14 protein-coding genes and 1 pseudogene are annotated in these 18,792 nt (G+C 60.7%); 8 read left to right on the forward strand and 7 right to left on the reverse strand.

The window, feature by feature from the left end; all coding sequences use genetic code 11:
* Nucleotides 1-61: 61 nt before the first annotated feature.
* Complete coding sequence (locus FHX09_RS13810) at nt 62-1,162, reverse strand: polyamine ABC transporter substrate-binding protein (RefSeq protein ID WP_007796753.1); 1,101 nt, start codon at nt 1,160-1,162, stop codon at nt 62-64.
* A gap of 128 nt (nt 1,163-1,290) precedes the next feature.
* Nucleotides 1,291-2,703 carry a short-chain fatty acyl-CoA regulator family protein gene (locus FHX09_RS13815; protein ID WP_132588350.1) on the reverse strand — a complete coding sequence of 471 codons (1,413 nt, stop codon included), beginning with the start codon at nt 2,701-2,703 and terminating at the stop codon, nt 1,291-1,293.
* A 192-nt stretch (nt 2,704-2,895) separates the two neighbouring features.
* Here FHX09_RS13815 and aceA point away from each other — a divergent pair, with 192 nt between their 5' ends.
* Together aceA and FHX09_RS13825 are read left to right on the forward strand one after the other, a co-directional pair.
* On the forward strand, nt 2,896-4,185 hold the full coding sequence (aceA, locus tag FHX09_RS13820) for an isocitrate lyase (RefSeq protein WP_132588349.1): 1,290 nt from the start codon (nt 2,896-2,898) through the stop codon (nt 4,183-4,185).
* A 22-nt stretch (nt 4,186-4,207) separates the two neighbouring features.
* Nucleotides 4,208-4,444, forward strand: a complete 237-nt coding sequence (locus FHX09_RS13825; RefSeq protein ID WP_007796744.1) for a hypothetical protein — start codon at nt 4,208-4,210, stop codon at nt 4,442-4,444.
* Between the two features lie 19 nt (nt 4,445-4,463).
* Here the strand turns inward: FHX09_RS13825 and FHX09_RS13830 are convergent, their stop codons facing one another.
* Nucleotides 4,464-5,333: a LysR family transcriptional regulator gene (locus FHX09_RS13830; RefSeq protein ID WP_132588348.1), complete on the reverse strand. Its 870-nt coding sequence runs from the start codon at nt 5,331-5,333 to the stop codon at nt 4,464-4,466.
* 87 nt (nt 5,334-5,420) lie between these two features.
* On the opposite strand from FHX09_RS13830, the gene FHX09_RS13835 reads away from it, so the two are divergent.
* Entirely contained in the window at nt 5,421-5,654 is a 234-nt protein-coding gene (locus FHX09_RS13835; RefSeq protein ID WP_132588347.1) for a hypothetical protein, read from the forward strand.
* Here the strand turns inward: FHX09_RS13835 and FHX09_RS13840 are convergent.
* The 4 genes and pseudogenes from FHX09_RS13840 to FHX09_RS13855 form a co-directional block, all read right to left on the reverse strand.
* Nucleotides 5,627-7,187: pseudogene (locus FHX09_RS13840) on the reverse strand (methyl-accepting chemotaxis protein); the annotation flags it as partial. The gene FHX09_RS13835 and the pseudogene FHX09_RS13840 sit on opposite strands and share 28 nt — an antisense overlap.
* A gap of 144 nt (nt 7,188-7,331) precedes the next feature.
* Entirely contained in the window at nt 7,332-9,860 is a 2,529-nt protein-coding gene (locus FHX09_RS13845; RefSeq protein ID WP_184450243.1) for a HAMP domain-containing methyl-accepting chemotaxis protein, read from the reverse strand.
* 301 nt (nt 9,861-10,161) lie between these two features.
* Nucleotides 10,162-10,305, reverse strand: coding sequence for a hypothetical protein (locus FHX09_RS13850; protein ID WP_007796730.1), 144 nt, complete (start codon nt 10,303-10,305; stop codon nt 10,162-10,164).
* 149 nt (nt 10,306-10,454) lie between these two features.
* On the reverse strand, nt 10,455-11,588 hold the full coding sequence (locus tag FHX09_RS13855) for an NAD(P)/FAD-dependent oxidoreductase (RefSeq protein WP_245505409.1): 1,134 nt from the start codon (nt 11,586-11,588) through the stop codon (nt 10,455-10,457).
* A 170-nt stretch (nt 11,589-11,758) separates the two neighbouring features.
* On the opposite strand from FHX09_RS13855, the gene FHX09_RS13860 reads away from it, so the two are divergent.
* The 5 genes from FHX09_RS13860 (at nt 11,759) to edd (ending at nt 18,703) form a co-directional block, all read left to right on the forward strand.
* On the forward strand, nt 11,759-13,195 hold the full coding sequence (locus FHX09_RS13860; protein ID WP_037083376.1) for a glutamine synthetase family protein: 1,437 nt from the start codon (nt 11,759-11,761) through the stop codon (nt 13,193-13,195).
* A gap of 13 nt (nt 13,196-13,208) precedes the next feature.
* Nucleotides 13,209-14,507 (forward strand): FAD-binding oxidoreductase, encoded by a 1,299-nt coding sequence (locus FHX09_RS13865; RefSeq protein WP_132588345.1) that lies wholly within the window; start codon nt 13,209-13,211, stop codon nt 14,505-14,507.
* 133 nt (nt 14,508-14,640) lie between these two features.
* Nucleotides 14,641-16,116, forward strand: a complete 1,476-nt coding sequence (gene zwf / locus FHX09_RS13870; protein ID WP_132588344.1) for a glucose-6-phosphate dehydrogenase — start codon at nt 14,641-14,643, stop codon at nt 16,114-16,116.
* Between the two features lie 11 nt (nt 16,117-16,127).
* Nucleotides 16,128-16,826, forward strand: a complete 699-nt coding sequence (pgl, locus tag FHX09_RS13875) for a 6-phosphogluconolactonase (protein ID WP_132588343.1) — start codon at nt 16,128-16,130, stop codon at nt 16,824-16,826.
* Between the two features lie 56 nt (nt 16,827-16,882).
* Nucleotides 16,883-18,703 carry a phosphogluconate dehydratase gene (gene edd / locus FHX09_RS13880; RefSeq protein ID WP_132588342.1) on the forward strand — a complete coding sequence of 607 codons (1,821 nt, stop codon included), beginning with the start codon at nt 16,883-16,885 and terminating at the stop codon, nt 18,701-18,703.
* Nucleotides 18,704-18,792: the final 89 nt, after the last annotated feature.

The raw sequence follows: 18,792 nt of genomic DNA on the forward strand, positions 1-18,792 counted from the left end.
GACGTCCCCTGCGATCGGCGTAAGAAAAGGCCCGGACGTTGCCGACCGGGCCTGATTTCAATTACTGGCCGGTGACGACTTTCGTCCAGATCCGGGTCGCGGTGCGTTGCGTTTTCGGATCCCATGGGGTGACGCTATAGAGCTTCTTCATCACGTCCTCGCTCGGATAGACCGACGGGTCTTCGAGGACTGCCTTGTCGATGAACTGCTGCGACGCCTTGTTACCGTTGGCATAGAACACGTAGTTGCTGGCCTTGGCGATGACTTCCGGCTTCATCAGGTAGTTGAGGAATTCATGCGCCTCAGCAACATGCTTGGCATCCGCCGGGATCGCCATCATGTCGAACCACATCTGCGCGCCCTGTGACGGAATGGAATAGCCGATCTCCACGCCGTTCTTGGCTTCGGTCGCACGGTTGGCAGCTTGGAAAATGTCGCCGGAGTAACCGAAGGCGATGCAGATGTCGCCGTTAGCCAAGGCGTTGATATATTCCGAGGAATGGAACTTGCGAACGAAGGGCCGTACCTTTTCCAGCAGTTCGCCGGCCTTTTGCAGATCGGCCGGCTTGCTCGAATTGGGGTCAAGTCCGATATAGGTCAAGGCTGACGGCATGACATCCTTCGGTGCATCGAGAACATAGATGCCGCAATCCTTGAACTTTTCAGCAACCTTCGGATCGAAGATTGCTTCAAGGCCCGGCTCCTTTGCGTCCGGTCCGAGGATTTCGGCGAGCTTCTTCTTGTTGTAGCCAATCCCGTTGGTGCCCCACATGTAGTCCACCGCGTATTCGTTACCGGGGTCGTACATGGCGGTGCGCTGCTGGATCATATCCCACATATTGGAGAGGTTCGGCAGCTTGGATTTGTCGAGTTTCTGGAAGACACCGGCCTGGATCTGGCGCTGCAGGAAGTCACCGCTCGGCACGACCACGTCGTAGCCCGTACCGCCGGCGAGCAGCTTGGTTTCAACCGTCTCGTTGGAATCGAAGGTGTCGTAGACGACCTTGATGCCGGTTTCCTTGGTGAAGTCTTCGAGGATGGAGCTGTCGATATAGTCCGACCAGTTGTAGACGTTGACCACCCGCTCCTGCGCAAAGGACGGCGCAGCGGCGAACGCGAGCACAACGGCGCTTGCTGCAAGTCTTGCGATAGTTGACCTCATGATATCTCCTGTTTTCTTCTTGTTTTGCGGTGCCGCTTGCGGACGCCCACCCTCTGGTTTTAAAGCAGACTAGAAAGGTTTTTGAGAGCCCACAAGCGCAAAAACCTGCAGCCTCACTCATTTCACAGTCATTGGAAATCGAAGCTGCTGAGGCCTGCAACCATCTCATCGAGGCCCAACGGCCGTGTGACAGGCGGCTCGGCGCGCGCAAGGCATCCGCGCCGTTCGCAGAGGCGGCAGGCAGGTCCGATCGCGACCGGCTGTTGGATGGCTGCAACCTGGCCGTAGACCGACGCTTCACCAGCGGCAGTTTCACAACCAATCAGCAAGGCGGTGCGCCTCACCCGCTCGCCAAACGCGGCGTTCGGCCCCTCAAGCGTCCGGGAGACCGTGAGATAGCTGGCGCCATCTGGCATTTCGACCGTTTCGGCAAGAATCTGGCCCGGCTGCAGGAAGGCGGCATGAATGTTCAGCTTGGGACAGCCGCCGCCAAAACGCGAATGCGGGAAACCCTGCGCTCCCGCACGCCGCAACCGGTGACCGGCGGCATCGATCTCCATCATGAAGAACGGAATGCCGGAGGCACCCGGTCGCTGCAGCATGACCAGCCGGGCTGCCGCCTGCGCACAGGAAACGCCGAAGCGGGAACGAAGGATATCGACATCGTATCGGCTGCCCTGGGCCGCAGCCAGAAAGGGCGCATAAGGCATCGCGAGCGCCAGAGCTCCGTAACGACAGAGTTCGAAGCGCGCTATCCGCTTCGCCTCCGGCGTCGACAGCGCCAGACCATCGAGTTCCGCCAGGATCGCATCACGCAATGCAAGCGTGGCAACCTCCATGGCGACTTCATGTGCCTGATCAGCCGGCGACAGACGTTCGGAAACGAAGAGTCGCATAGAGTGCCGATCGAAACGACGCCGCAGATCCGGCATGACGTGAACCGGAAGGACGCGCACGCTTATGCCGCGCTCCGCCCGCAGCCACTCCTTGAACGCGACCGGGAGATCGCGCACCTCGGCAAAGCGCGCTAAAAAGGCCTCGGCGGCATTCTCCAGCTGGGGAAAATATGCCGAGCGCCGCTCAAGGAGATCGCGGACCTCGTCGGCCGGCAGCCGCGCACCGGCGAGCGGCACCTGCCCCGCACCCGCCGTTAGCGACGTCAGGTCCGACAGGCGGCTGGCCTGCTCGCTATAGGCACGGTAAAGTTTGATGATGCCGCTTGCGGCGTTGGGCGCCGCCTCTGCGACCTCCACGAGTTCCTGATCGCCGGGAAGTTCGCCGGCGAGCAGTGGATCCGCGAAAATCTCGCGCAGCTGATTGAGGCTACCGCCGCTCTCGTCCCTCAACTCCTCCAAATCAACCTTGTAGACCGACGATAGCTTCAGGAGCAGCTGTACCGTCAGCGGCCGCTGGTTGCGCTCGATGAGGTTGAGATAGGAGGGGGAGATGCCAAGCTCCTCGGCCATCGCGGACTGAGTCAGACCGAGGCCGTTGCGAATGCGCCGGACTTTTGGCCCCGCAAAAATCTTGCGCTCCGCCATGTGACAATCCTTTACAAGATTCCGACGCATCAGAATTTACAATACTTTACAGATTTACAGAACGCCCCTGTCAAAGGCTTTGCATCCTAACTCGTTTCTGACCGATATTCTACAGATAACTCTGGCCTTTCTCAGCAAATTGTAAATTCTGTCAATCATCCAACCGACCGCATAATCTGCAAGGAGCATGAAATGACAGAATTTGACAAGCTGCACCGAGACCTTCCAGAAGGACGCTTCAACGGGGTTGAGCGTCCCTACTCGATCGACGACGTCAAGCGCCTGCGCGGCTCCGTGGAGTTGCGCCATACGCTCGCGGAAATGGGCGCCAAGCGGCTGTGGCAGCTCCTGGATCAGGATGATTTCGTCAACGCGCTCGGCGCGCTTTCAGGCAATCAGGCAATGCAGATGGTTCGCGCCGGATTGAAGGCAATCTACCTCTCCGGCTGGCAGGTCGCCGCGGATAGCAATACCGCCTCGGCCATGTATCCGGATCAATCGCTCTATCCGGCGAACGCCGGTCCGGAACTCGCCAAGCGGATCAATCGGACCCTGCAGCGCGCCGATCAGATCGAAACATCAGAGCAAAACGGCCTCTCCGTCGAGACCTGGTTTGCGCCGATCGTCGCCGATGCGGAGGCAGGCTTTGGCGGCCCGTTGAATGCCTTCGAGATCATGAAGGCCTATATCGAAGCGGGTGCGGCCGGTGTTCACTTCGAGGACCAGCTGGCATCGGAGAAGAAGTGCGGCCACCTTGGCGGCAAGGTTCTGATCCCGACTGCGGCACATGTCCGCAACCTCGATGCGGCTCGCCTCGCCGCCGATGTCATGGGCGTTCCGACGCTCGTCATCGCACGGACTGACGCGGAGGCAGCCAAACTGCTGACATCAGATATCGACGAGCGCGACCAGCCCTTCGTCGATTACGATGCCGGACGGACGGTTGAAGGCTTCTATCAGGTTCGCAACGGGCTCGAGCCCTGTATCGCTCGCGCCGTCGCCTACGCGCCGCACTGCGATCTCATCTGGTGCGAAACCTCGAAACCGGATCTGGAGCAAGCACGCCGTTTTGCCGAAGGCGTGCACAAGGTGCATCCCGGCAAACTGCTCGCCTACAACTGCTCGCCGTCGTTCAACTGGAAGAAGAACCTAGACGACACGACGATCGCCAAGTTCCAGCGCGAACTCGGCGCGATGGGCTACAAGTTCCAGTTCATCACGCTGGCCGGATTCCATCAGCTGAACTTCGGAATGTACGAGCTCGCCAGAGGCTACAAGGACCGGCAGATGGCCGCCTATTCCGAACTGCAGGAGGCGGAGTTCGCGGCCGAGATCAACGGCTACACCGCAACCAAACATCAGCGCGAAGTCGGCACCGGCTATTTCGATGCCGTTTCGATGGCCATCACCGGCGGACGTTCGTCGACGACGGCGATGAAGGAATCCACCGAGCACGCGCAGTTCAAACCAGCAGCAGAATGATCGCACCAAGGAGGAGAATGCCATGCCTACGCTTGCACGCGTCAAGGAACGCGCTGAAGAACAATCCACCTGCATGACACCGGATCAGCAGACGATGATCCGCATGCTGGCCAATGACCTGCACCGGCTGAACCAGTCGGTCATGAAGGCGGTCGATGCCGGCGTTTCCGTCGAGATCGTTCGCTCGGCGAGACACCATGGCGGCGACGGGAACTGGGGAGACCTTTTGATCCCCGTCATCGTCGCGGGGCGCAACTGAGTAGGATCAGGCGACGCTCTCAGCTTCGGCTGGAGCGCTTGCCCGCGAAGAGATCGACATGGCTCTTCAGCAATCTCGTCATGCGATCGGCAACGGTCCGGATTTCCGGCCGGTGCCGATCTTCGCTGTTCATGACGATCCATTGCCGGTGGCGCAGTTCCGGCAGCTCGCTGCCGAGGCGCTGCAATTCGGGATCGAGGTCGCCGACGAAGCACGGCAAGACCGCCTTACCGGCCCCTGCCCTCACCAGTTCCGGCAGTGAGCGCGGCCGGTTGACGGTCGCAACGATCGAGCCGGCTGCGTTGCGATGCGGCCAGCGAAGGTAGTTCGATATCGCATCCTCTTCGGCGACGGCCACCCAGCGCTCATCGGTCCCGTCAGCATTCCGTCTGACATAGACAGCATAGGCCACTTCGCCGAGCAGGCGGGCGGCAAGGTTGCCTTCTTCCGGTTCAAAGGCGCGGATACCGATGTCGCTTTCCCTGTAGTTCAGATTGGCGCGTGCTTCGCCGATGGTCAGCGACACCGCGAAGGCATCGCCGGGCTTGCGGACAGCAGCGAAGTTCTCCGTCAGCAGCCATGCGATCCAGGTGCCGGCGGCGATCCTCACCGTTGCGCCGACGCTGCTTGCCTGCCGCCAGGCATCGACCTTGCGCGCCGCCGCCTCCATGTCCTGCAGATGGTCCAGAAGCACCTGGCCATCGACAGTGAGGCTGTAGCCCGTCTGGCTGCGGACAAAGAGAGCCTTGCCGATCTCATGCTCCAGATCGAGCATGCGACGGCCGATCGTGGCGGGGCTCAGCCCGCTTGATGCGCTGGCACCGGTCAGCCCGCCAAACCGGGCAACCTGAAGAAAGAGCTGAAAAGAATCCCATTGCGTATTTTTCATTGACGAAAAACATAGTGGGATAATTCGTGTTTATAAACCAGATTTTGATGAATAACTAAAGCGATGCCCAGACGGAAGGACATCGTCATGATCACTCTCATCGCCATTGCCCAGATTGCAGACCTGCTCAACGACAGCCGTGGCAAATATTCGCCGCGAGCCGAAAGCGAGTTCTACGAAAGCTTCGGCAGCTCCCGGCTAGTCCGCTTCGCGGCCTTGCTCACATCCTTCAGAATATCGGTCAAAGCGTTTCGCGCCAGAGCACCCGGCCGTTGTCGACCTGAGCGCAGCGATCAGGCCGCCTGCCTCGTCCGGCCGTAATCGGGAGCGGCATCGAAGCGGAACTGCTGAACCAGCGCCATCAACGCATCCGCCTCATTCGCAAGCTGGCGGCTCGCCTCGGTCGTTTCCTCAACCATTGCGGCGTTCTGCTGCGTCATCTGGTCCATCGCATTGACGGCGCCGTTGACCTCCTGCAGAGCGGCCGATTGGTCCTGGCTTGCCGTTGCGATCGTTTCGACGTGACTGCTGATCGCGATGATCTCCTGACTGATCGCGGCGAGCACCGAGCCGGTCTTCTGCACGAGACCGGATCCGGTCGTGACCTCCCGCGTCGACTTCTCGATCAGGCCCTTGATTTCGCGCGCGGCGTCTGCAGAGCGCTGCGCGAGCTCGCGCACTCCCTGCGCAACGACGGCGAAACCCTTGCCTGCCTCACCGGCGCGCGCCACCTCGATACCGGCGTTCAACGCCAGCAGGTTCGTTTGAAATGCGATGTCGTCGATGACTTCAATGATCTGTTCGATCTGCTTCGAGGCCTCCTCGATGCGGTCCATCGCCGCGACCGTGTCGCTGACCACGGTGCCCGAGCTATCGGCGTTCTTCTTCGTCACGGATACGGCGTCGTTCGCCTCCCGCGCACGCACCGCAGACGATTTGACCGTTACCGTGATTTCCTCGACGGCGGCCGCCGTTTTCCTCGAGATTGGCAGCCTGCGCTTCCGTACGCTTCGAAAGCTCGTCGGCGGAAGCCAGCATGGCGCGGGAATTGCTCTGGATCGAAGCGGTGTTGTCACGAATGCGGGCCAGCGTTTCCTGCAGGCGGATGAGCGATGCGTTGAAATCGACACGAAGCTGCTCCAGGCAACCGACGAACGCAATCTCGATCGTCGGGGAGACATCGCCCTGCGCCAGACGCGCCAAACCGGCCGCGAGCTGATTGACGGCGAAGTCGATCTGACCGTCGAGCGTGCGCTTCTCGGCATCGTTGCGAGCGCGCTCGTCGTTGCTGAGTTGGCGCTGTTCGGCCGCCTGCGTTTCCAATGTCTGGCGAGCGCGGGCGTTATCCCGGAAGAGCGCGAGGGCGCGTCCGATGGCGCCGAACTCGTTCTGCTTCTCCACACAGGGGATCGATCCATCGAGATTTCCGGCAGAGTTCGTATGGATGGTAGCGGTCAGCGCTTCCAGCGGCCTGACGGACGTCCGGATGGCGAAGTAGGCGACTACGCCGACCGGCAGCAATACCGCGACGCCAGCGCCGGCCACCAGGATCAGCAACTGCTGCAGACTATTGTAGTAAACCTCCATCGGGATGCCGATGAAGAGGATGCCGACATTTGAGCCGGTCGCGTTCTTGACCGGGAAATAACCAGTCATGAACTTCCGACCGAACAGCTCTGCCGGGCCGTAGTAGGCCTGCCCCCTGGCCAATACCACCTGCGCGGGGTGATCCGCTGCGAGCTTCGTGCCGACGGCGCGATCGCCGTTTTCCTTCTTCACGTTCATCGAGACGCGGACGTAGTCGCTGCCCTGACGTTCAAATGCGGTTGCAACGCCTGCAATCGACTGCGCGGTAAAAGAAAATCTTCAAAAAATTGGCAATTGTCAAAAATTTGAAATCGAGCCCAAGCGCTGAGCCGTCTCCAGGCCGTGGCAGGAGGCAGAAAGCAAAAAGCCCCGGAAAATCCGGAGCCTTTGTGGCGATTGAGTTCGATCGTCTTATGCGGCGCGATAGATCGTGCCCTGCATGTCGCCGTCGATCTTGAACTGCCGGATCAGTTGCAGGAGCAGATCCGCTTCCGTTGCAAGCTCGCGGCTCGCGGCGGTGGTCTCTTCGACCATTGCCGCGTTCTGCTGCGTCATCTGATCCATTTGATTCACCGTCGCATTGACTTCCTGCAGCGCGCCCGACTGGTCATGGCTCGCACGGGCGATCGTCTCGACATGCTGGCTGATCGTGACGATCTGAGCGCTGATCTTCGCAAGCACCGTGCCGGTCTCTTGCACGAACTGCGAGCCGGAGCTGACCTCTGTCGTCGATTTGTTGATGAGGCCCTTGATCTCCTGCGCAGCAGCAGCGGAGCGCTGCGCCAACTCACGCACCTCCATGGCGACGACAGCAAAGCCCTTGCCGGCTTCACCGGCGCGCGCCGCTTCGATGCCGGCGTTCAATGCCAGCAGATTGGTTTGGAACGCGATCTCGTCGATGACGCCGATGATCTGCTCGATCTGGCGGGAAGCATCTTCGATACGGCCCATCGCGTCGATGGCGTTGCTGACGACGACTGCCGAGTCGTCGGCGCTGCGCTTGGCCTGGCGGACGATCTGATCAGCGTCCTTGGCGCGCTCCGCAGAGGAGCGGACCGTCACCGTGATCTGTTCAACCGCGGCGGCGGTCTCTTCAAGCGAAGCTGCCTGCTGCTCGGTGCGCTTGGCAAGATCTTCGGCGGACTGAGCCATCTGGTTGCCGTTGCCCTGGATCATCTCGACGTTGTCGCGGATCTGGCTCATGGTTGCCTGCAGGCGCATCATCGAACCGTTGAAGTCCTGGCGAAGCTGCTCGAGACGCCCGATGAACGGCGTATCGATCGTGGTCGAAATGTCGCCCTGCGACATGCGCTCGAGACCGGAGGCCAGCGCGTTGACCGCAAACTCGATCTGGCGGTCCATCTCCCGTTTCTCGGCATCGTTGCGTTGGCGCTCGTGCTCGGCAGCAGCACGCTCTTCATCGCTCTGCTCCTCAATACGGATCTTGGAGATCGCATTCTCCTTGAAGATGCCGAGTGCGCGGGCCATGTCGCCAATTTCGTCATGCCGCTGATCGCCCGAGATGTTCGTATCGAGCGCGCCATCGGCAATGCGCCGCATGGCCGCGGTGATCTGACCAATCGGACGCTGCAGAGTTAGAACCAGGGCGATACCGCCGATGATCGAGACCAGAATGCCAAGACCGGTCGTCAGCACCGAAATGCCGTTCGCCTGCGTACGCTCGGCACCGGCGCTCTGCTTTTGCAATTCGGCAAAGGTCGTCAGTTGACCCCAGACGGCATCAAGTTGCTGGCGGGCGGATGCGTAGTCAGTAACACGCTGGTTGATCGTATCAACGAGGCTCTGGGCGTCCTTGTCCATCGAGGCAAGGGCTGGAGACATGGCCGCGACGATGTCTTCCGCGAAGTTCATACCCTTCGCGCTGGCGAGCAGCGTGTTGAGATTGGTGCCGAGCGTCGCGATCTCCTGATGCAGGCGGACGCGGTTTTCCTTGCCCGGCTTGGCGGCGAATTCACCGAGGACGAGCTGAAGCGAGTAGATCGCGCTCTCCAGGCGGCGCGTGTCCTCGAGCACGGAATTCGTCTGGGCGATACGGCTGTCGAGCTCGACGAAGGTGGTCGTCGCCGCGCGCATCATCTGCGTCGCCGTCAGCTGCGTATAGGTCGACATCTGACGGAAGCGCGAGACAAGCCGCCCGAGATTGGCTATCGCCTCATCGGTGCCGGCGTCAGCAGCAGTTGCCTGCGCCTTCACGTCACTGATCGTCTGCGACAGCGACTGCGTCATGCTCTTCTGGTTCGCGGGTACCGAAATCTCGATCAGGCGCTGAGCCTTCGTGATGGCAGGAATGGCGTCGGTAACGACCTTCAGCTTGTCGGCGGGCAACTGGGCCTTGTTGAAATCGCCCATGACTGTGGCAAGCGTGTCCCCGCCCTTCAGCAGGCGATCGGCGGCGCGGAGCGTTGCCGTCGCGTTGCCTTCGTCATTGCGGATATTTTCCTCAAGCTGCTGCGCATCGTAGTTCACGTTGAAGCGGCTTGTGATCATCACCTTCTGCGCGTCGTCGATCGACTTGCGGAGAGCGAGCTCCTGCTCATGAAGAGTCCAGAGCTTGCCCACGGTGTCGGAAATCCCGGAAGTGCCGTCAATCGCAACCCGCAGGTTGTCGCGTCCGCCGTTTTCGCCGATCTGCTTCAGCGTGGCGTTCAAAGTACCTTGCTGTGTCTTGATGTCCCCATAAAGCTTGTCGCGTGCTTCCTGGCTGGTGATCTGCAGGAAGTCGTCCATGGAACCATAAAGATCCTTGAACCCGCTTAGCGACTGCAGGACGCTGTTGGAGATTTCCATACGCCCCTGCAGCAGACCAGAGGCATAGAGACCGGTCAGGCCGACGGCAGAAATGCTTACAACAAAGGGCAATACAAAGATCAGGACCTTGGTCTTGATCCTGAAACGGGAAAGAATCTTATCAATCAACATGGCGGTTCCGGCCTTCCATACACCACTCCTCCCGCCGGCCGCCTGGCGGGCGCCGACCGAGTGCATCGAGCTGCTCTATTGGAACAATTGGAATCCCGGACACGAGGCCTGGGCGGCAGTCATTGCCAGCTCGCTTCACGTCAAAACGGAAAGCGCCCAAAAAATATCGAGCGAGTTTTGCAGAGGATGTCTTAATTTTCGGATAAGCGAAAACTCGGGATAGCCGTGTTCAAATCAATTTATCCGCTAGACGGCCGGCGCGCAAATGCGCGCCATGCCAGGCGTCTAAAGATCGCGCATGTCAGAACCAACGTGCGAGGAGGAGAGCGGCCACGGCGGCCAGTGCACTGGCAGAGATGACGAAATAGCGTACGGCGACGAGCTTGTTGTCGGGCTTGGCTTGAGCGATTGCAATGGCGCGTGCGCGTCGTGTGTTCTTGTTCATCTGCAGAACCTCACTTCATCTCTGGCATAACAATCCAACAAAACGACTTGCTGGTAAAGCTCTATTTAGGAAGCGCTTTTCCAACTGTCATTGAGGCAGGATGGCGCACCCTCCTTAAGAACTCTTGAATCGAGCGGGTTGTTTCGTGCCTACAAAGATTCACCGGCAACGAAGCCGGAAGCCCACGCCCACTGGAAATTATAGCCACCGAGCCAGCCGGTCACGTCGATGCATTCGCCGATGAAGAAGAGGCCTGGGACGCTTTTCGCCGCCATGGTGCGGGAATCAAGCGCGGCCGTATCGATGCCGCCGAGCGTCACTTCGGCGGTCCGATAGCCCTCCGAGCCCGACGGCTTGATCTTCCAGTTCTGCACGGCGTCGACCAGACGCAGCAAAACCTTGTCGGAGAGATCGGCTATGTGACCCGCGATGCCTTCCCGCTCGGTCAGGTATTGCGCCAGCCGTTTCGGCAGAATCTCGGCCAGCGCCGTCTGCGCCGACTGCCGGCCATTTGCCCTTTTCGCGGTCTTCAGATGCTCGTGCAGATCGACATTCGGTTCGATGTCGACGGTGATGTCGTCGCCCTCGCGCCAATAGGAGGAGATCTGCAGGATCGCCGGACCGCTGAGGCCGCGATGCGTGAAGAGCAGGGCTTCGCGGAAGGCGGTCTTGCCGTGGCGGATTTCGACCGAGGCTGATATGCCCGAGAGTTCGGAAAGGCTTTCGAGCGTGGCCTGATCCAGGGTTAGCGGCACAAGGCCGGGCCGCGTCTCGACCAGGGGAAGGCCGAACTGCTCGGCGACGCGATAGGCAAAGCCGGTCGCCCCCATCTTCGGAATCGACTTGCCGCCGGTCGCGAGGACCAGCGTGCGGCATTCGTATGCGCCCTCCGACGTCGAGATGCGGAAGCCTTCGCCGCTCTTTTCGACATCCCCGATCTCGGTACGCAGATGCAACGCCGCGCCGGCTGTCTGCATCTCGTCGAGCAGCATGCGGATAATGTCCTTGGCGCTATCGTCGCAGAACAACTGGCCAAGCGTCTTCTCGTGCCAGGCGATCCGGTGGCGATCGACCATGGCGATGAAGTCGGAAGGCGTGAACCGCGCGAGGGCCGATTTGCAAAAATGCGGATTGGCAGAGAGGAAGCTTTTCGGGCCAGTATTTATATTGGTGAAATTGCAGCGGCCGCCGCCGGAGATGCGGATCTTTTCGCCCGGCGTCTTCGCATGGTCCAGGACGATGACCGAGCGACCGCGCTGGGCGGCGCGAATGGCGCACATCATGCCGGCGGCGCCCGCGCCGATGACGATCACATCGCTTTTTCGCAAAACCACTTCCCTTGTCGAAAGGCGTCTTCTTTTTCCATCAAGAGGCGAAAGTCAACGTGCCTCCCCCTCGCCAATTGCCAAACTCCAGCTATGATGCCGTCACGATCAACGCAAACCGGTGTGTCATGTCCCCAAAAAAGACGACGCTGAAGCCTGCCAGAAACGTACCCGCCTCGAAGAAAACACCCCCGGACCCCGGACACCAGCGCGGCGTTGCAAACTGGAAGGAAGCAGCGCAGTTCTTGCGGGCGCGTGGCATCGAAGACATCGAGTGCATCACGCCGGACCTTGCCGGCGTGCCGCGCGGCAAGATGATGCCGAGCTCCAAATTCACGTCAAACACCTCGCTTGCCCTGCCCTCGGCGATCTACCGTCACACAATCTCCGGCGAGTATCCGGATGAGACCGAAAGCTTCCGCTATGAGCCCAGGGACAGCGACCTGAAGCTGGTTCCCGACCTTTCCACGCTCTCCGTGGTCCCTTGGGAAACCGACCCGACGGCGCAGGTGATCTGCGACATCGTCAGCGTAGACGGCGAAGAGGTTCCCTATACGCCACGCAACGTCCTGAAACGTGTACTGAAGCTTTATGGCGACCGCGGCTGGAAGCCGATCGTGGCGCCCGAGATCGAATTCTACCTGGTTGCCAAGAACGACGACCCCGACTATCCGCTGCATCCGCCGAAGGGCCGCTCCGGTCGCTCGATCCTCGGCGGTCAGGGCTATTCGATCGCCGGTATCAACGAGTTCGACGAACTGATCGACGACATCTATCATTTCTCGGAGAAGCAGGGCCTCGAGATCGACACGCTGATCCACGAGGAGGGCCCGGCGCAGCTGGAGATCAACCTGCGCCACGGCAATCCAATCGAGCTTGCCGACCAGGTGTTCCTGTTCAAGCGCACGATCCGCGAAGCGGCAATGAAACACGGCATCTACGCGACCTTCATGGCCAAGCCGATGCAGGGCCAACCGGGTTCGGCCATGCACATCCACCAGTCCGTGGTCAACGTGGAGACAGGCAAGAATATCTTCTCGAACCCGGACGGTTCCGCCTCACGTGAATTCTTCCATTTCATCGGCGGCCTGCAGAAATACGTGCCGAGTTCCATGGTGATGCTGGCGCCCTATGTGAACTCCTACCGCCGGCTGACGCCCGACATGTCGGCGCCCGTCAACAATGCCTGGGGTTACGACAACCGCACGACGGCGTTCCGTGTGCCGGTGTCCGATCCGCAGGCAAGGCGCGTGGAAAACCGCCTGCCGAGTTCGGACGCCAATCCTTATCTCGCGCTTGCCGCCTCGCTGGCCTCCGGCCTGCTCGGCATCATGAAGGGCATCGAGCCGACCGCGCCGACAGAGGACACGGCAAACGAGGGTTCGATCGATCTGCCGCGCGGTCTTCTGGAGGCCGTCGCACTGATGGAGGACGAGGAAGCCTTCGAGGAAGTATTCGGCAAGGAGTTCCTCGGTATCTACGCCGGTGTGAAGCGCGGAGAATTCGAAACCTTCATGCAGGTGATCAGCCCCTGGGAACGCGAATTCCTTCTGCTGAACGTGTAGGGAGGGCTTGGTCATGACATTGCAGGAGAGATGGCAAAGCCCCATTGCGCCCGGCATTTCGTGGTATCAGGCAACGGTCGGCGAACGGCCGACCTATCCCGCACTCGACGGCTCGACGACTTGCGACGTCGCGATCGTCGGCGGCGGTTACACAGGGCTGCAGGCTGCCTACAATCTCGCCAAGTCAGGCGTCTCGGTGGTTCTCATCGAGGCGTGCCGGTTTGGCGACGGCGCCTCCGGGCGCAATGGCGGCCAGCTCGGCACCGGACAGCGCTGGTGGCCGGAAGAGCTTGAGGAAAAAATCGGTTACGAGCGCTCGCGCGCGCTGTTTAACCTTGCCGAGGCCGCCAAGCGGCATCTCATGGATTTTGCCACGGACCATCAGATCGACATGGACTACATGCCGGGGCAGATGAACGTAGCGCACAAGGAAAGCTACAGGCCGGACTATTACGAAAATGCCGAGATCGCGGCTATGCGCTACAACTACCCTCATGTGCGCTTCATGGACAAAGCCGAGACCCAGGAGCGGCTTGGCTCGACGCGCTATTATTGCGGCGTTCGCGATACCGGCACGGGTCATATCCACCCGCTGAAGCTGCTGATCGGTCTGGCCCGTGTTGCGGCCAATGCCGGGGCGCACGTTTTCGAGATGACGAAGGCGACGGCGATTCGCCAGGGTAGCCGCAAGGTGACGATAGAGACGCCGAGAGGCACGATCACCGCTGACAAGGCGTTGATTGCCTGCGACGGCTACATCGGCAATCTCGAGCCGGTGACTGCAAGCCACGTGATGCCCATTCGCTCCTTCATCGGCGCCACCGCTCCACTCGACCGCTATCCGGAGGTACTTTCTGGTGGCGAAGCCGTGGCCGACTCACGCTTCGTCGTGCGCTACTTCCGCAAGTCCAAGGACGGACGGCTACTCTTCGGCGGTCGAGAAGCCTATACGGCCGACAATCCGCGCGACATTACGCAGCACATCCGCCGGCAGATCGCGGAAATCTACCCGACGCTTCGGGATATCGAGATCACGCATGCCTGGGGCGGTTCGGTCGGCATCACCATGCCGCGGCAGCCCTTCGTGCGCGAGGTCATGCCTGGCGTGACCTCGATCGGCGGCTATTCCGGACACGGCGTCATGCTCGCAAACTATTGTGGAAGGCTCTACGCGCAAACGGTTCTGGGAAAATCGGCGGATCTCGATCTTTTCAGGTCGCTCGATATTCCGGCCTTTCCAGGGGGCGCCGCCATGCGGGCGCCGCTGCTCTTTCTGGCGCTTTCCTGGTTTGCGTTGCGCGACAAATTTTAGTCAGATTGCGGATTTCATCGCGCGGCAATTCGAACTAAAACCTCTTTCCGAGAGATTCATTGCATCGCACACTGGCTTTTTTAAATCGATTAGATTAAAGAGCCAATAACTCGTCTGATTGAGAGACATCCTCATGAGCAGCCAAATCATCCCCGTTGAACCCTTTGATTATGTCGTTTTCGGCGGCAGTGGCGACCTTGCAGAACGCAAGTTGCTTCCGGCCCTTTACCATCGTCAGATCGAAGGTCAATTCACTGAGCCGACCCGTATCATCGGCGCCTCGCGCAGCCCGCTTACGAACGAGGAATATCGCAAGTTTGCCCAGGACGCCCTGAAGGAGCATCTCAAGAAGGGTGAGTACGACGAGACCGAGGTCGCGAAATTCCTGCGGCGCCTGTACTACGTGCCTGTCGATGCGCGTTCGGACGCCGGCTGGGATCAACTGAAGAAGCTTCTGGATGAGGGCAAGGATCGCGTACGCGCCTTTTACCTCGCCGTTGCGCCTGGTATTTTCGGCGACATCTCGCAGAAGATCCACGACCACAAGCTGATCACCAAGTCGACGCGCATCGTTGTCGAGAAGCCGATCGGCCGCGATCTCGCTTCCGCCCTGCAGCTGAACGACACGATCGGCAAGGTCTTCAAGGAAGAACAGATCTTCCGTATCGATCACTATCTCGGCAAGGAAACGGTGCAGAACCTGATGGCGCTGCGCTTTGCCAACGCGCTCTATGAGCCGCTGTGGAATGCCAATCACATCGACCACGTACAGATTACGGTTGCCGAGTCGGTCGGCCTCGAAGGTCGCGCGGGCTACTACGATACCGCCGGCGCTCTGCGCGACATGGTGCAGAACCACATCATGCAGCTCGTCTGCCTGGTTGCAATGGAAGTTCCTTCTTCGATGGACTCCGAAGCCGTCCGCGACGAGAAGCTAAAGGTGCTGCGGGCATTGAAGCCGATCAACGCATCGAACGTCGAGACCAGCACCGTTCGCGGCCAGTATCGCGCAGGCGCTTCCGGCAGTGGTCCAGTCAAGGGCTACCTGGAAGAGCTCGAAGGCGGCGTTTCGAACACCGAAACCTTCGTTGCCATCAAAGCCGAGATCGGCAATTGGCGCTGGGCCGGCGTTCCCTTCTACATCCGCACCGGCAAGCGTCTTGCCGGTCGCATGTCAGAGATCGTCATCACCTTCAAGCCGATCCCGCACTCGGTCTTCGATCAGTCCGCCGGCCGCATCAACCAGAACCAGCTCATCATTCGCCTGCAGCCTGACGAAGGCGTCAAGCAGTCTCTGATGATTAAGGATCCAGGTCCAGGCGGTATGCGTCTGCGCAACGTCTCGCTCGACATGAGCTTCGCCGAGTCCTTCTCGGTGCGGAACCCGGATGCCTACGAGCGCCTGCTGATGGACGTCATCCGTTCCAACCAGACGCTGTTCATGCGCCGCGACGAAGTGGAGGCGGCATGGCAGTGGGTGGATCCGATCCTCAAGGGTTGGGAAACGACCGGACAGAAGGTTCAAGGCTATACCGCCGGCACCTGGGGTCCTAGCCAATCAATCGCGCTCATCGAGCGTGACGGCCGCACCTGGCACGACAACCTGTAGGATCAAAGACGATGGCAGCGACGATGCATGCTTTCGCCAACGGCGCAGAACTGGCTCGCAACCTGGCAGACAAAGTCGTTGCGTCGCTTTCCGCCGCAATCGACGCACGCGGAGCGGCGACGTTCGCCGTCTCCGGCGGTTCGACGCCGAGGCTCTTCTTCCAGGAGCTTTCGGCGCGTGATCTCGACTGGACCAAAGTGACCATCACGCTGGTCGACGAGCGTTTCGTGCCTGCGGACAATCCGCGCTCGAACCATCTGCTGGTGGCCGACAACCTCCTGCAGAACAAAGCGAAAGCCGCGCGCTTCCTGCCACTCTATCAGGCGGCGGCGTCGGTCGAGGACGCGGCGAAGCTTGCGACGACGGCGACCGCTTCGATCAGCAATCCCTTTGACGTGGCGATCCTCGGAATGGGCGGTGACGGCCACACGGCCTCGTTCTTCCCGGATGGCAGCAATCTGAAGGTCGCGCTCGACGCTAAGACGCCACGTGGTATCATTACCATGGAGGCGGACGGCGCGGGCGAGCCGCGGCTCACCTTCACCTTCTCCAGCCTTCAGGATGCAAAGCTGCTCGTGCTTCACATCGAAGGCGAGAGCAAGAAGGACGTCCTGACGAAGGCCGAGAGAGCCGGCGACGAGGCAGAGATGCCGATCCGCGCCATTCTGCGGCGGGCAACGAGCCCGGTCGAAGTCTACTGGGCTCCATAGGCCTTCGGGCAAGCCGCGAACGAAAATTGAAGAGCAACCAAGGCAGGATACCTCCCATGTCCGCTAATGCACGCATTTCTGCGATCACCGCCCGCATTGTCGAACGATCGAAGCCGACGCGCGGACTCTATCTGGAGCGCCTGCGAAACGCCGCTTCCAAAGGTGTAAGCCGCTCGGTTCTCGGTTGCGCCAACCTCGCGCACGGCTTCGCGGTCTGTTCCCCCGCGGAGAAGGAGGCACTGGCGGGGGACCGCGTGCCTAATCTGGGCATCATCACCTCCTACAATGACATGCTCTCCGCGCATCAGCCCTTCGAGCACTATCCGGCAATCATTCGCGAGGCAGCAGCGGAGGCCGGTGGCATCGCCCAGGTGGCGGGTGGCGTCCCAGCCATGTGCGATGGCGTCACGCAGGGCCAACCGGGCATGGAGCTCTCGCTGTTTTCCCGTGATCTGATCGCCATGGCGGCCGGTGTTGGCCTCTCACACAACATGTTCGATGCCGCGCTCTTCCTCGGTGTCTGCGACAAGATCGTGCCGGGCCTCGTCATTGCCGCCCTCTCCTTCGGTCACCTACCGGCAATCTTCGTGCCGGCCGGGCCGATGACGACGGGTCTTCCGAACGACGAGAAGTCGCGCGTGCGACAGCTCTATGCAGAAGGCAAGGTCGGCCGCGCCGAACTTCTGGAAGCGGAATCGAAGTCGTACCACGGTCCGGGCACCTGCACATTCTACGGCACGGCGAACTCAAACCAGATGCTGATGGAGATCATGGGCTTCCATATGCCCGGCTCCTCCTTCATCAATCCGGGCACGCCGCTGCGCGAAGCCTTCACGCGTGAGGCGGCCAAGCGGGCGCTGGCGATCACCGCACAGGGCAACGAGTTCACGCCCGCCGGCGAGATGATCGACGAACGCTCCGTCGTCAACGGCGTCGTCGGTCTGCATGCGACCGGCGGCTCGACGAACCACACCCTGCACCTTGTCGCCATGGCGCGGGCAGCAGGCATCCAGTTGACCTGGCAGGATATCGCCGAGCTTTCCGAAGTGGTGCCGCTACTGGCGCGCGTCTATCCGAACGGCCTTGCAGACGTGAACCACTTCCACGCGGCGGGCGGCATGGGCTTCCTCATCAAGGAACTGCTTAAGCACGGCATGCTACATGACGACGTGCGCACCGTCTTCGGCCAGGGCCTGCAGGCCTACACCATCGATCCCCGCCTCGGCGACGACGGCACGATCGTGCGCGAACCGGCGCCGGAAAAAAGCGTCGACCCGAAGGTGCTTGCCAATATCGAGACGCCTTTCCAGGCCAATGGCGGCCTGAAGATGCTGCGCGGCAATCTCGGCAAGGCCGTTATCAAGATCTCTGCGGTCAAGCAGGACAGGCACGTCATCGAAGCGCCGGCCGTCGTCTTCCACAGCCAGCAGGAATTGCAGGACGCGTTCAAGGACGGGAAACTCAACAAGGACTTCATCGCCGTTGTCCGTTTCCAGGGACCGAAGGCGAACGGTATGCCGGAACTGCACAAGCTGACGCCGCCGCTCGGCGTGCTGCAGGACCGCGGCTTCCGCGTCGCGCTTCTGACGGACGGCCGCATGTCGGGCGCCTCAGGCAAGGTGCCGGCAGCAATCCACGTCACGCCGGAAGCTGTCGACGGCGGTCCGATCGCGCGGATCAAGGACGGCGATATTATCCGCCTCGATGCGATCGCGGGCACACTGGAGGTGCTGGTCGACGCTGCCGATCTGGCTGAACGTGAATCTGTTGTCGCCGATCTTTCCGAGAACGAATTCGGCATGGGCAGGGACCTGTTTGCACCCTTCCGCCGCGCCGTTGGCCCTTCGGATCGTGGTGCAAGCGTGCTGTTCCACTGAGCGGCATTGCGCTGAAAAACAGCAAGCCCGCGAGGAAATGAACTGCCCCCCGAATGTTGGACAACAACCTTCGGGGATCGGTTCAGAAA

The sequence above is a fragment of the Rhizobium sp. BK538 genome, from assembly GCF_014197575.1.
Taxonomy (GTDB): Bacteria; Pseudomonadota; Alphaproteobacteria; order Rhizobiales; family Rhizobiaceae; genus Rhizobium.

Bases quoted from the DNA above. Each gene is read 5' to 3' on its own strand.
- FHX09_RS13810 (WP_007796753.1), bottom strand. From the start codon at position 1,162: ATGAGGTCAACTATCGCAAGACTTGCAGCAAGCGCCGTTGTGCTCGCG.
- FHX09_RS13815 (WP_132588350.1), bottom strand. From the start codon at position 2,703: ATGGCGGAGCGCAAGATTTTTGCGGGGCCAAAAGTCCGGCGCATTCGC.
- aceA (WP_132588349.1), top strand. From the start codon at position 2,896: ATGACAGAATTTGACAAGCTGCACCGAGACCTTCCAGAAGGACGCTTC.
- FHX09_RS13825 (WP_007796744.1), top strand. From the start codon at position 4,208: ATGCCTACGCTTGCACGCGTCAAGGAACGCGCTGAAGAACAATCCACC.
- FHX09_RS13830 (WP_132588348.1), bottom strand. From the start codon at position 5,333: ATGAAAAATACGCAATGGGATTCTTTTCAGCTCTTTCTTCAGGTTGCC.
- FHX09_RS13835 (WP_132588347.1), top strand. From the start codon at position 5,421: ATGATCACTCTCATCGCCATTGCCCAGATTGCAGACCTGCTCAACGAC.
- FHX09_RS13845 (WP_184450243.1), bottom strand. From the start codon at position 9,860: ATGTTGATTGATAAGATTCTTTCCCGTTTCAGGATCAAGACCAAGGTC.
- FHX09_RS13850 (WP_007796730.1), bottom strand. From the start codon at position 10,305: ATGAACAAGAACACACGACGCGCACGCGCCATTGCAATCGCTCAAGCC.
- FHX09_RS13855 (WP_245505409.1), bottom strand. From the start codon at position 11,588: ATGATGTGCGCCATTCGCGCCGCCCAGCGCGGTCGCTCGGTCATCGTC.
- FHX09_RS13860 (WP_037083376.1), top strand. From the start codon at position 11,759: ATGTCCCCAAAAAAGACGACGCTGAAGCCTGCCAGAAACGTACCCGCC.
- FHX09_RS13865 (WP_132588345.1), top strand. From the start codon at position 13,209: ATGACATTGCAGGAGAGATGGCAAAGCCCCATTGCGCCCGGCATTTCG.
- zwf (WP_132588344.1), top strand. From the start codon at position 14,641: ATGAGCAGCCAAATCATCCCCGTTGAACCCTTTGATTATGTCGTTTTC.
- pgl (WP_132588343.1), top strand. From the start codon at position 16,128: ATGGCAGCGACGATGCATGCTTTCGCCAACGGCGCAGAACTGGCTCGC.
- edd (WP_132588342.1), top strand. From the start codon at position 16,883: ATGTCCGCTAATGCACGCATTTCTGCGATCACCGCCCGCATTGTCGAA.